Here is a 13,229-nt window from a genome sequence, read left to right as displayed (position 1 = left end):
TATAGGTAGTAAGCATTCGCTGAAATGAGGGGGCTATCAATGGCCGCAACGGAAAGACAGTTTGCGCTGGAAGGGAGACCTACGGCTCAGCTGATTGCAGACCACCTGCGCGAACAAATCGTCCGAGGAACCATCCGCCCCGGGCAACAGATCAATGAATCCCTCGTGGCGAGCCAGCTCAACACATCCAGGGGGCCTCTCCGGGAAGCACTTCAACGCCTCTGCCAGGAGGGGATCCTGATCTATCGGCGCAACTACGGGGTATTTGTCGTGGAGATTGAACCGACGGATCTGAGGGAGATCTACTCAGCTCGGGAGACCATCGAGTCCACCGCTGCCTGCATGCTCTTGGATGGCGGCCCGGAGCAAATCCGGAACGCCATCGAACTGCTGAAGGAAATTGTGGGCGGTATGGCGAAGCATGCGGCTGCATCCGACTGGGAGGCCATAACCCGGCTGGACATGCAGTTCCACTCATCCTTCGTCGCCGCGGCGGGAAATTCCCGTCTGGACCGCATCTACAAGGCGCTGGCAACCGAATCACGGATGTGCATCCTGAACCTGGAAGTCTCGTACCCCAGAATGGACGTCTTGGTGGAAGAACATCAAGACATCCTGGATCTGCTGGAGGCGAGTGACAGGGAGGGCCTCCTCGCGGCCATCAAACGGCACATGCAAGAGGCCGTTGACCACCTCAATTCAACCCATGAAGAGCAAGGCAGCCCTTGACTGCGACGGACCTAACCGACTGGGTGCCGGTATAATCGACAATCGACAATGAAGGGGCAGGATGGAAGCCACGTTTAGATGGCCCTCGCAGCGCACCACGACGCCGGACGGCGTCTACGCTGTTCTGCGCACAGCGATCCTCGACGGCACCCTGCCTCCGGGTGGGCAGCTTCGGGAAGTGCACATCGCCACTGACCTCGGGATTAGCCGGTCGCCGCTGCGTGAGGCAATGTCCAGGTTGGAGGAGGAAGGGCTCATCGTGAAGATCCCCTTCCGGGGGTCGTTCGTCGCAGAGGTAAGCGCCCGGGAGGTCGCCGAGATCGCGTCGGTCCGCCTGCTTGTGGAACCCTACGCGGCTGAGCTCTCCGCCGAAGTGTTGTGTGGACCCGGGCGGCCCCAATTGATGCAAACCGTCGAGGATCTCCACCACGCCACGGAGAAGAACGACATTCCAGCCAGCATCGACGCGCACCTGCGCTTCCACAGGCTGTTCTATGACTTCTCGGGCAACAGCGTGCTGCAGAATCTTTGGAATGGCTGGGAGACGAAGCTGCGGCTGTACCTCGCAGTGGACCATCGCACGTACAGCGATCTCCATGTTATAGCCGTTGAGCACCAGAAGCTGGCCGAGCTTGCCCTGGAAGGCGACATCAACCGGTTCCGGCAGGAACTGGCAGCCCATTTCCAAACGGCCCTGCAGGCTTAGACGATACGGGGCGGGCCAACCCGCCCCTCGACCGCACCACCGCCTTCCGCCGTGGCCCGCGGCATTTGAAGATTGTCAACAATCGACGATATGCTCAAGCAAGCAATTCGCACGCCAAGTGGAAAGCGCACCATGCATTCAAAGTTTGCCGCCGCCGAACAAGCACCGGCCCTGAAAATGCTTCAGGACGCGGGGGTGCCCGTGGAAGTCTCTGGTCATCGCTTGGCCGCCTACTCCTACGATGCATCCAATTACCGGATTCCGCCTCTCGGCGTTGTGTTCCCACGCAGTGTGGAGGACGTCGTCGCCGTCCTGGCTGCGTGCCGGGAATCCAAGACTGCCCTCATTAGCCGGGGCGGAGGCACGTCCATGGCCGGAAACGCCATCGGCCCAGGCATCGTGCTGGACTTCTCGAGGCACATGAACCGGATCATCACCATCGATGAGACCGCAGGAACGGCAGACGTCGAAGCCGGCGTTGTGCTTGCGCAACTCACCCGGACAACCGAACAGGCAAGCGGCGGAAGCCTTACTTTCGCCCCGGACCCGTCCTCAAAAAACCGTGCCACGATCGGTGGCGCGATCGGAAATGACGCATGCGGCAACCACTCCGTCCGCTACGGACGAACCTCCGATCACGTTCACGAGATCGACGTCGTCACCTCCGATGGAGCCCTCCTCACCGCGTCGGACAAAGGCATCCGGGCCACCGATCCGTCCGATGCCTACTCCGTATCCCGGGCATTCGAGTTGGGTGAAGGCCTCAAGCAGCTCGCTCAGGACAACCTGGCACCTTTCCGTCGCGAACTTGGCCGCATCCAACGGCAGGTATCGGGTTACCACCTTGCCAACTTGCTGCCGGAGAACGGCCTGAATGTTGCCAGGGCCCTGGTCGGCACCGAAGGAACCTGCGCCGTCGTCGTACGCGCCCGCATGAAGCTCGTCCCCAAGGCATCCAGCGCACTGCTCGTCTGCCTCGGCTATGCCGACGTCGTCGACGCCGCAAAGGACATCGAGACCATCCTTGACTTCTCGCCCGCCGCGGTCGAGGGCATCGACGAAGCCATTGTGGATACCATGCGCCTGCGCCGCGGAACCGATTCGGTCCGAGGCCTTCCCCGGGGCAGCGCCTTCCTGTATGTAGACCTCGACGGCGACGACGCGGACGAAGTGGCCAGCCAAGCCGCGCTGCTGCTCCAACGGCTCGCTGCAAATGGCCGCTTGCTCGACGGGCGGACCGTTCCGGACCCCGCTGAACGCGCCACGTTGTGGCGGGTAAGGGAGGACGGCGCAGGCCTGTCCTCGAGGCCGGCCAGTGGCGGGGAGTCCCAGGCCGGCTGGGAGGACTCCGCCGTCGCCCCGCAGAACCTTGCAGCCTACCTGGCTGACTTCCGGACGCTCCTGGACGACCACGGGCTGACCGGGATCATGTATGGACACTTTGGCGCGGGATGCATGCATATCCGCATCACCTACGACCTTCGCACGGAGGAAGGCCGCAGCGTGTTCCGTAAGTTCACGCAGGCCGCCGCCGAACTCGTGGTCCGCCATGGCGGCTCCCTGTCCGGTGAGCACGGCGACGGACGTGCCCGCTCAGCGTTGCTTTCGCGGATGTACTCCCCCGCCATGCTCGCCGCGTTCGAGGACTACCGCAGGCTCTGGGATGAGGCAGGCATCCTGAATCCGGGCTCGATCACGGATCCGGATCCATTTGACGCCAACCTGGCGCTTGAGGGGATTCCCGAACGTGAATGGAGGACGCACTTCGAGCTCCGGCCGGTCGAGGCTGCCGCCGCCGGAGCGGACCCGTGGGTTCATGCCGTCCAGGCGTGCATCGGCGTCGGAAGATGCCGTTCGGACTCCGGCGGGGTGATGTGCCCGAGTTTCCGGGCCACGGGGGACGAGAAAGACTCGACCCGTGGTCGGTCCAGGGCACTCCAGGACATGGTCCGGGGAGCACGCACCATCGACGAGGGCTGGAAGTCCGAGGACGTCCGTGAGGCATTGGACCTGTGCCTGGCCTGCAAGGCCTGCTCCAACGACTGCCCCGCGGGCGTGGACATGGCCAGCTACAAATCGGAGTTCTTCTCGCATTATTACGAGGGCAAGCTCCGGCCGGTGTCGCACTTCTCGCTCGGGTGGCTGCCCAGATGGCTGAAGCTCACGTCCCGCATCAGTCCGCTGGTCAATGCCGTCCTGGCCGGTCCGCTCGGAAAGGTGGTAGCGGCGGCCGGCGGTCTTACCACCCGGCGGGCCATGCCGAAGTTCGCCTCCAGGAAAATGCTCAGCGATTCCCTCGCAGCCTTCGCAAAGACGCCCGCGGACGCGGACACCGTGCTCTTCGTCGACTCGTTCACCAAGGGTTTCCGGCCAGAGGTGGCAGCCGCCGCTGCCCGGGTTATCGAAGGCACCGGAAGGCAGGTCTCCTGCGAGACAGATGCCTGCTGCGGCTTGACCTGGATCTCGACCGGCCAGCTGGACGCAGCGAAGAAGATCCTGGGCAGGACCGTGGCCAAGCTGGACGACGGCAGCGACGCACCCATCGTTGTCATCGAGCCCAGCTGCGCCGCCGCGCTGAAGAAGGACGGTCCCGAGCTTCTCGGCACCGAGGCCGCCGAACGCGTTTCGCACAGGATCCAAAGCTTTGCCGAAGCGGTGAAGCAATGGGTGGATAACGGCTGGCGACCCCGGAATGTGCCACCGGCGGTGACAGTCCAGACGCATTGCCACGAGTACTCAACCTTTGGAGCGACGGTACAGCGGAAAGCTCTGGCGGCCCTCGGAATAGCCGATGTCACCGAAGCAACAGGCTGCTGCGGCGTAGCGGGAAACTTCGGATTCGAAGCCAAGCACTACGACATCTCCATGAAGGTGGCGCAACAGGCACTGGCTCCAGCTCTTGAAAGCACGGCGGCAGACACGCCGGTCCTTGCCGATGGCTTCAGCTGTGCAATGCAAGTCAAGCAATTGGAACCGGAGCGTAAGAGCCTTCACCTCGCCGAACTCCTTGATCCGGGAAACACTGCCCCTGGCGCCTAGGCCGCAATGTGGCTGTGCCACCCCCGGCACCGGTTTCGTACTCGGGGCGTCATCCTCGAAAACCCCAGAACGACCGAGGCGCCATAGACACCTGTTGGCGCAGGGTTGCCGGGTTGTAAAACAAGGAGGCCTTGGGGCGGGCAACTTGCCCACCCCAAAGGCCGTTAGGCAGCAACGACGCCAAATACCGTCAGCTGATTGGGCTACACCGCGTCCCTTCACGAGTCCGTGGCATGCTGTGAGACGTTGACGAAAATCCTGGATTAGCCAGTCCAGCTCCCCGGATCCACGCGGAATGCGCACCCGGCCGGGCTGGCGGCAATGGCCGCCAGCCCGGCGTTGGGCATGAATTCCGCAGCGCGAACCAGGTCACAAGATGTCGAAGACGAATCCGAACTCGGCGGCACGGGCCTCGAGCCGGTACTTCTCAAGGACCCCCGGACCGCATGCCGCGGTACCAACACCGTGCACCGCGGCATCAAGGTAGACATACGTATCGCCGTCCGCGGCCAGGTCCGGCTGGTGCCTGGCGTCGGCCAACGTCCGCAGGCCGTACGGCCGCACTGTGAGGTAGCAGGACTCGGCATGCACGCCAAGGCCGCTGGAATCAAAGCGGAGTTCGGCGGTGTCCACAGCCCCGCGGGCTCCGGACTCCTGCGGGCGGACGTAAGGGACATCAAATTCATCGACCGAAAGGGAGTACCAACCCGTCCGGGCGCCTTGCCCCGTATCGGGGTAGGACTGGTGCGGCCCGTCGCCGAACCACGTGACGTTGCGGGCAGCTCCCGCCAGGACCAACTCGATGCCAATCCGTGCCCACGGCACTGGCCAGTCTCCGTCCGGCATGACCTCCGCTCGGACAGCCGCGCGGCTGCCACCTCCTTGCCATCGGAAGGTCACGAAGACACCGAACTGCTTGTCTGCTGCTGCGATCCGGGTCCGGACCACCAGTTCCTCCGCGCCGGCCTCGGTGGTTTCGGCAGCCAGTCCGATCAGCCGTGAATGCATCCGATCGAGGCCTGCCTCCCGCCACTGCTCGGCCAGGGGACGGGGATCGGGTTGTTCGAAGTCACCGCCGTTGTCGTTGTCCGTGCCCGGACGCCAAAGATTCAGCCGGAACTCCTTGACGGGCAGATCGCCCAGGGAGACCAGGCCCCCGCTGGCGCGATCAAAGCGTGCCGGCCCAATAGCGATTTCCTGATCCGTGTCCTCAACCGGGGACGGGGAATCAACCGGGGGCAGCTTGGGCCGGTTCACCGCCCCTTGGCCCCAAGCGATCTCGTGTCCAGCAGGCGCCCAGGCCGTGTCATTCGCGAGGACTGCGCTAACGGTGAGCACCGCCGTCGAACTTCCCGCGGCCGCGAGCAGTCCGGCTGGCAGGGCAGCGCGCGCTTCCGCGCCCGGCCCCACAGCGTCCACCCCTGCGACGCCGGACTGGCGGATTTCGCCGTTGATTTCAAGCCGCCAAGGGAATTGCAGGTGGCTCGTATCGACGAAATCAAACTTGTTCCGCACGGCAAAGGAATTCCAATCCGAAGCCACAGCAATCCCTACGGGCTCGATGACCTTTTTGAAATCCAGGAGGCCAGGACGCGGGTTGAGGTCGGCGTCGACGAGTCCGTCGGTCACGAAATTGCCGTCGTGGACCTCCTCCCCGAAATCGCCACCATAGACGAAATACTCGCGGCCATCATCGTCCCGTCGGGTAATTCCGTGCTCGATCCATTCCCAGACGAATCCACCCATGAGCCTTGGATAGCGCTCGAAAAGCTCCTGGTATTCGGACATGCCGCCCGGCCCATTGCCCATTGCGTGCACATACTCACAGAGGATGAACGGCATCGCACGGCGGCGGGCGTCCAGTTCCGCGTTGTCCAGGACTGGTTCAATTCCCTGGCCGATCAATTCCGTCTCCGCCTGGTTCGCGTACATCCGCGAGTAGACGTCCACGTAGGGGCAGGCCCAGTCCCCCTCGTAGTGGATGGGGCGCGAGGGGTCCCGGTCTTTTGCCCAGCGGGACATTGCCGCCAGGTTCTCCCCGGTGTGCGACTCGTTGCCAAGGGACCACATGATGACGCTCGCGTGGTTCTTGTCGCGCTCCACCGTCCGCCGCATGCGATCCAGGAAGGCGTCGCGCCAAAGGGGATCGTCGCTGGGATTCCGGGCCCACTGCGACCCGTGGAACCCGTGGGTTTCAAGGTCGCACTCGAGGATCACATAGAACCCCAACTCATCGGCAAGCTCGAGGAAGGACGGGTGCGGCGGATAGTGCGAGGTGCGGATGGCGTTGATGTTGTGCTGCTTCATGAGGCGGAGTTCACGTTCCAGGCGCTCCGGTGTGACCACGCGCCCGAGGCGCGGATCGTGTTCGTGCCGGTTGACGCCTCGGATCAGGATCCGTTGCCCGTTCACCTTGAACTGGGCGTCCTCAATGGTGATCGTGCGGAAGCCCACCCGCACGCTTGCGGTCTCCCCTGGCGCCACGACCTCAGCGGAATACAGGCGGGGAGTTTCAGCTGTCCAGGGCTCGACGTCGGGAATGCGGACTTCCGTCCCGGCGGGCACTTCGATCCCCAGTTCCGGCACGCGCACGACGGCGTCAATCGCCTGGCCAGCCCGGGTCGCCTCGACCAGGAGCGTGGCTTCTCTGGAGGTGTGGTCGTATCCGGCGTGCGCGAAGACATCGTCCACGCCGTCGGCGGGACGGGCCTGCAGTGCTACATCGCGGAAGATGCCGGGCAGCCACCACATGTCCTGGTCCTCAAGGTAGCTCGCTGCAGAGAACTGTGCCACCCGAACAGCCAGGACGTTCCGGCCCGGCCGCAGCACCTCCGAAACGTCGAACTCGTGGGTCAGACGACTGCCGCGGGTCGTCCCGAGCAAGGTCCCGTTGAGCCAGACGGTGCCGGCCGAGTCAACCCCATCGAAGCACAGGACAGATGCCGGAAAGAACTCGGGGCCGGCGTCGAAACCCAGCAAATAGTCGCCGATCGGATTCGCGTCGGGAACATAGGGAGGCTCAACCGCGAAGGGGTACTGGACATTGGTGTACCAAGGTGCGCCGTGGCCCTGCATCGGCCAGCTCGAAGGAACCTCTAGTTCCTCCCAGCCCGCAGGCTCGCCGGACGTGCCAAGCTGCCAGCCGTCGGCGGGAACCTGCCGCGCGCCATCCCAGATGCGGAATCGCCACGTGCCGTTGAGCAGTGCCCGTGGGGCATCAGTCTTCAGGCGGGCGCGGGGAGGCTTGGTGTTCCGCGACGGGCCTCTGTCCGCCAGCTCCCCGACGTAGCTGGCATTCAGGTCCAGCTCACGCTTCGGGGCAAATGCCAACGTCATTCCAGATGCGGCGGTGGTAGGTTCATCGGCCAAAAGGAGTCCTCGATTCGAAAGTCTGTGAGGCGGCCTCCCTTTGGTGGGAGCGTACCGTCGACGGTTTCGTGAACGTTCACGAAACGCGTCCAGCTTATCGAAATTCCGCCCAGCTGAACAGGGCCCCGGACCCGTGGATTTCCTCCAGCCCGCCCTTGCCGCGCGCCACAAGGGGGCATCCCCGCAACGCTAGGCGGAGCCGCGCAACAGGAGTTCATGGCGGATAACGCGCCGCACCTCCGGGGTTCCTGGCTGGATCTCACCGCTGAGGAGGCCGTCCAGGAGTTCGACGGCGGTCCGGCCGACCTCTCGCAGGTCAAGCCCCAGCGTGGAGAGTTCGGGGGTAAGGAGTTCGCCGAGGGGAATGCCGTCCATGCCCAGGACGGCACAATCCGCAGGCACGTTTCGGCCGGCCCGGGCCAATGCCTTGAGTGCCCCGGCCGCCATGAGGTCATTGAAGGCGATGATCGCGTCGATATCGGGAGACCGTTCGAGCAGGGCTTCCACGGCCTCCCTGGCAGCAGCAGCGGAGTCACCGGCGGCCCTTACGACTGAATGGGAACCCGCGGACGGGGTCGACGTTCCCTGGGGAGCATCCGACAGGAGCGCGGCGAATGCCCTGCCCCGGACAGATAACCCTCGGCCCACCGGATCGTCAGTGCTGGCGCTTGCTCCCGCCCCCGGCCAGTCGATGTAGGCAACGTGCCGACGTCCCTGCTGGCGAAGGTAGGCGACAGCAACTGAGGCCGCCCGGGCGTAGTCGAATGCTATGGAGGCACCTGTGAACCCTTCGTCGGCGAAGTCCAGTGCCACTAGTGGCCGGCCGGACATCAGGGCCAGCGCGCGGTCTGCGTCAGCGCCTAGATACCCGATAACAGCGTCCACTTGTGGAGCGAGCCGCTCCACGGCATCAAGAGCGCTTCGTCCACCGTGGCCGAAGTCGTCAACCACCACGTGCCAGCCCCTTGCAGTGGCTTGTTCGACGACGCTGGAGGCGAAAGCCGGATAGTACGGATTGCCTAGGTCGGGGATGGCCAGGCCTACCGAAACGTGGGAGCCCTGGACAAGTCCGCGAGCGAAGCGGCTGGGCGTGTAGTTGAGTTCGCGGGCAAGCTCGAGGACGCGTTCCCGCGTTGAAGACTTAATACCAGGCATACCGTTCATGGCCCGCGTCACCGTCTGGCGGGAGACGCCGGCGGCAGCGGCAACGTCAAGGATGGTTGCCGGCTTCGCGGTGCGGACGGCGGGCAAGGATCGGGACGCCTTCGATCCCATGGCATCGGAACTTACGGGCTTTGGACTCATAGACCGCAATTCTAAGTGCCGTCATCCCGGGGAAGGTGCGGTGGAGCCGCGGGTCACGAGACGAGGAGGGACGCGCCCAGCGCCATGCTCAGCCATCCGCGGTATCGGTCAGCAGCAGCAGGCGGCTCAGCCTGGGCATGGGGCGGCCTTCCCGCGGGGCGAGGAGCAGACGGGCCTCCTGTTCTCCTCCGGTGTTGAACGGCATCTCCCACACGCCGTCCGCCCCGGCGGTTACCTCCGCAGCCGTCGGGTGGTCGCCGCCGCAGAGGAGGAAAGGCTCCTCTTCTTCCCCGGGAATCCATTCGACGCGGAGGCTCGTGCCGACCGTCGTCCAGTCGCGCAAGGTGAGCGAGAGCGGCCCCTGGGGACGGAGCCAGCGAGTCCCGTCCGCCGTCAGGCCGCGTTCCGCGCGGGGAACGCTGACGTCGTGGTCGAGTTCAGGCTGCTGCTCCCCGAAGGTGATCGCGTCCACCACCCGGGCTTCAACGGCCGTGGACGCCCTGTCCTGCCCGGCCAGCGCGTCCCGGACCTCATTGACCTCGCTGCCGTCCTGCGCCACGGGCCAGGAGAGCCGGTACCGGGAATCGTGGATCCTGTGCAGGGGTTTCAGGCGGACCCTTTGCCCGTCCGCGGCGAGCATAGAGAGCCCCTCCCCCTCCTCGGGCGCTGCGTCCAGGCCGCCGGCGAGCAGCACCGGGGCATCGGCCATGGGCCGGAGCGGGCCGGAGGCGATGTGGGCTGTTCTGGCCCCGCCCGCCCGGTACTCCAGGCTGTCGTCGGGGATCTCCTCGGCCAGGACGGTCGGGCCGTATTGGATCCATGCCCAGGCGGAGCCGTCAGGGGCGGGGACCAAACATGGCTCACGCTCCAGGCTGAGCCGTATCTCCTCTGTGCCCTCCCAGCGGCGGCGCAGTCGCCACCAGCCCGTGCCGTCGTCGTCGATTCTTTGGCCGTCGCCCAGCACGGCGGCCGTCCCGCGCGCCCACTGCGGGACACGGATGGCGAGTGTGAACACACGCGGTTCCGGCGCCGTCACCCGGACGCGGGCGGTGCTCCCAACGGGCCAGTCTGAGTCGATGGAGATCTGCACGCCCTGTTCCTCCCAGCTGAGTTCACTGGCGAGGAGCCAGGTGATGCGGAGTTCGTCCCGCTGGCTGACGTACACGTGGGCCCCGTGCTTCGCGTGCGCCTCATAGCCGGAGCCCATGCAGCACCAGAAACCGTCCTGCTCGGGTGAATACACCCGGTAGTGGCCGGGACGGTGCGAGGTGAAGTAGACCAGCCCGCCGTGGTCCGGGTGCTGGGTCGAGAGCACATGGCTGCACTGGGTCACTTCGATGTAGTCCAGATAGTGGTTCTCTCCCCCCAACAGATAGAGCTCGGCTGCGAGCTTGACCATGTTGTAGCTGTTGCAGCTCTCCGGACCCTCACGGCCGAGGAACATCGGGGAGAAGTCGTCCCTGCGGTGGAAGTGCTCCCGTACGCTGTTGCCGCCGATCGCGCTGCTGCGCCTGCCCGCGACGTCGTCAAAGAAGGCCTTGGCCGCCTCGCCGATGCGCGCGGTCCCCTGGTCTTCCGCACCCAGTTCGCGGGCCGCCCTGGCGATGGTTGCGTAGCCGACCACCACGGGGATCTGCGTATTGGCGTGCAGGCCGGCAAGGGAATCCTGGTCCCGCTCCCCGGGCAGGGCCAGCACCCGGGCGATGAGTTCCTCCCGGACGAATCTCTTGGCCAGATCCAGGTAGCGGGTGTCCCGGCGGAGCAGTGCCAAGCGGGCGAACGCCTCGGTGAGGCCACCGAACTCCGTGACCAGCACCCTCTCCAGGGCCTCTTGGTCCAGGCGAGCCATGGTGTCCAGCCACCAGTTCCCCAGATCGTCCAGGAGCCGGTCCGCCGTCGCCGAGGAGACGTTGCAGGCGACGTCGATGAGGCCGGCCAGCGTCTTGTGCAAGTTGTACAGGGGGACCCAGCGGCCGTTGAGCTCGAAGGGCGACGCCGTGATCTCACCGCGGGCGAGCTCGTCCCAGAGCGCTTGCCCGCGGTGGACACCGCCCAAGTAACCCGTGCCGCCGGCCAACTGCGCTTCCCGCAGCACGGAGAGCATGCGTCCAAGCATCTCCCCCAAGCCGCGGTCGCCGTTGCCCGCCACAGCCAGGGCGAGGGCAGAAAGGACGTGACCCGCGGTGTGGCCATCGAGTCCGGAAGCCTCCCAGCCACCGTAACCCTCCGCAGTAGCCGGCAGGCCGGCCTCGCGGCGGAACGGAGCCAGAAGGCGGTCCGGGTCCAGGCGCAGCAGCGCCTCACGGTTCACCCGCTGGGCATCAGCGAAGCGGCCCTCGCGGAGCCGAAGCTGCTTCAGGGGCCGGTACTCGCGCTTCATGGTTGTCTCGTTTCATGACAATGAAGGTCAAACAGGTACCCCATCGAGGCTGAGACGATGGGGTACCTGCGGCGGTATTCAATGCTCAGCAATTGAGGCAGGGCTTGCTGCCGGCGGCCGTCGCGGTGGCCACTGCGGCGGTAGCGGCTGCGGCCGCAGGCGCCTGGCCGGCCAGTGTGCCGCGAACGGTCGCGAAGGAGTGGGCCGGCAGGCGGAGCACCAACTGGCCTTCGCGTTCCTTCACGGCCAGCGGACGGGGCGCGACGGCGTTGGGATGCGCCGGCGCGTTGAACGCTGCGACGCTGTCTCCGCCGAGCACCAGGGCCTCCACGTGCTCCAACTCGCCGCCGCGCAGATCCAGGACCACCTCGCTCTCGTCCTCCAGCCCAAGATTGGCCACGGAGATGAGCACCTGGCCATCCTTGGTGCTGGCAGACGCAGTAAATGTCGGGAGCCGGGCACCATCCACCTCATGCGAGGCACCGGAGTCCACGTGCGTGTGCAGCACCGCGGCGTCCTGGTGACCGGCGTTCATGGCAAACACATGGAAGGTCGGGGTTTTGACCAGGGCGCCGCTCTCCGGATCGGTGAGCAGCATGGCCTGCAGGACGTTGACCGTTTGGGCGATGTTGGCCATCACCAGGCGGTCCGCGTGGCGGTGGAAGGAGTCGAAGTGGATGGCCGCCACCAGGGCATCACGAACGGTGTTCTGCTGGTAAAGGAAGCCAGGGTTGGTGCCGGGTTCCACATCCCACCAGGTGCCCCACTCATCCAGGACCAGGCCCACCGCCTTGTGCGGGTCGTAGACGTCCATCATGGTGGAGTGGGCGCTCAGCAGAGTCTCAATATGGTAGGCCGCCTTGACGGTCTTCCAGTACTCTTCCTCGGTGAATTCAGTGGCAGAGCCCTTCGCATCCCAGTGGCCGGACATGGTGTAGTAGTGCAGGGAGATGCCCTGGTACGGGAACGGCTTGCGATCCGCACCGCCCTTGTCCGGCAGCGCCTCCATCAGTGCCTTGGTCCAGGCCACGTCATCCGCGTTGGCACCGGCTGCGATCCGGTACACCTCGTTGCCGTTGTGGGAACGGACGAACGTGCTGTACTGCCGGGCAACATCTGCATAGGCCTCCGCACGGAAGTGGCCTCCGCACCCCCACGGCTCGTTGCCGATGCCGAAGAAGGGAACCTTCCAGGGCTCGTCCTGGCCGTTCTGCCGGCGGAGTGCCGCCATGGGTGAATCATCGGCGCGGGTGAGGTATTCGATCCACTCGCTCATCTCCTGGACCGTGCCGGAACCCACATTGCCGTTGACGTAGGCGTCCGCCCCGAGCATCTCGCAGAGATCCATGAACTCATGAGTGCCGAAGGAGTTGTCCTCCACAACGTCGCCCCAGTGGGAGTTGACCATGCGCGGGCGCTGCTCCCGCGGGCCGACGCCGTCACGCCAGTGGTATTCGTCGGCGAAGCAACCGCCCGGCCAGCGCAGATTGGGGATGCGAAGCTCGCGCAGAGCCCCCACGACGTCGTTGCGGATCCCCCGGGTATTGGGGATCTCGCTGTTCTCCCCCACCCAGAAACCGCCGTAGATACAACGGCCAAGGTGTTCAGCGAAATGGCCGTAGATGTGGCGGCTGATGGTGGGGCCAGCGATGTCCAGATTGACGACGAGCCGGGGCGAAGATGCCATGTTCAAGATTCTCC

Annotated in this window: 7 protein-coding genes; 3 read left to right on the top strand and 4 right to left on the bottom strand. The window is 65.2% G+C overall.

Going from position 1 to position 13,229, the window contains the following annotated elements; translation table 11 throughout:
* Positions 1-39 precede the first annotated feature (39 nt).
* The 3 genes from ACN9M4_RS09365 to ACN9M4_RS09355 all read left to right on the top strand — a co-directional run bounded on the left by ACN9M4_RS09365 (position 40) and on the right by ACN9M4_RS09355 (position 4,474).
* Positions 40-729 (top strand): GntR family transcriptional regulator, encoded by a 690-nt coding sequence (locus ACN9M4_RS09365; RefSeq protein WP_426303244.1) that lies wholly within the window; start codon positions 40-42, stop codon positions 727-729.
* A gap of 61 nt (positions 730-790) precedes the next feature.
* Entirely contained in the window at positions 791-1,435 is a 645-nt protein-coding gene (locus ACN9M4_RS09360; protein WP_426303243.1) for a GntR family transcriptional regulator, read from the top strand.
* Between the two features lie 132 nt (positions 1,436-1,567).
* Positions 1,568-4,474, top strand: a complete 2,907-nt coding sequence (locus tag ACN9M4_RS09355) for an FAD-binding and (Fe-S)-binding domain-containing protein (RefSeq protein WP_426303242.1) — start codon at positions 1,568-1,570, stop codon at positions 4,472-4,474.
* Positions 4,475-4,843: 369 nt separating this feature from the next.
* Here ACN9M4_RS09355 and ACN9M4_RS09350 read toward each other — a convergent pair whose 3' ends face one another.
* The 4 genes from ACN9M4_RS09350 to ACN9M4_RS09335 form a co-directional block, all read right to left on the bottom strand.
* Positions 4,844-7,810, bottom strand: a complete 2,967-nt coding sequence (locus ACN9M4_RS09350) for a glycoside hydrolase family 2 TIM barrel-domain containing protein (protein ID WP_426303241.1) — start codon at positions 7,808-7,810, stop codon at positions 4,844-4,846.
* A 222-nt stretch (positions 7,811-8,032) separates the two neighbouring features.
* Positions 8,033-9,148 (bottom strand): LacI family DNA-binding transcriptional regulator, encoded by a 1,116-nt coding sequence (locus ACN9M4_RS09345; RefSeq protein WP_426303240.1) that lies wholly within the window; start codon positions 9,146-9,148, stop codon positions 8,033-8,035.
* Positions 9,149-9,236: 88 nt separating this feature from the next.
* Positions 9,237-11,528 carry a beta-L-arabinofuranosidase domain-containing protein gene (locus ACN9M4_RS09340; protein WP_426303239.1) on the bottom strand — a complete coding sequence of 764 codons (2,292 nt, stop codon included), beginning with the start codon at positions 11,526-11,528 and terminating at the stop codon, positions 9,237-9,239.
* An 85-nt stretch (positions 11,529-11,613) separates the two neighbouring features.
* On the bottom strand, positions 11,614-13,215 hold the full coding sequence (locus tag ACN9M4_RS09335) for an alpha-N-arabinofuranosidase (protein ID WP_426303238.1): 1,602 nt from the start codon (positions 13,213-13,215) through the stop codon (positions 11,614-11,616).
* Positions 13,216-13,229: the final 14 nt, after the last annotated feature.

The sequence above is a fragment of the Arthrobacter sp. R-11 genome (assembly GCF_049913155.1).
In the GTDB taxonomy this organism is placed as follows: domain Bacteria; phylum Actinomycetota; class Actinomycetes; order Actinomycetales; family Micrococcaceae; genus Arthrobacter.
The sequence above is the reverse complement of the archived record's forward strand: the minus strand, read 5'-3'. Positions and strand labels throughout refer to the sequence as shown.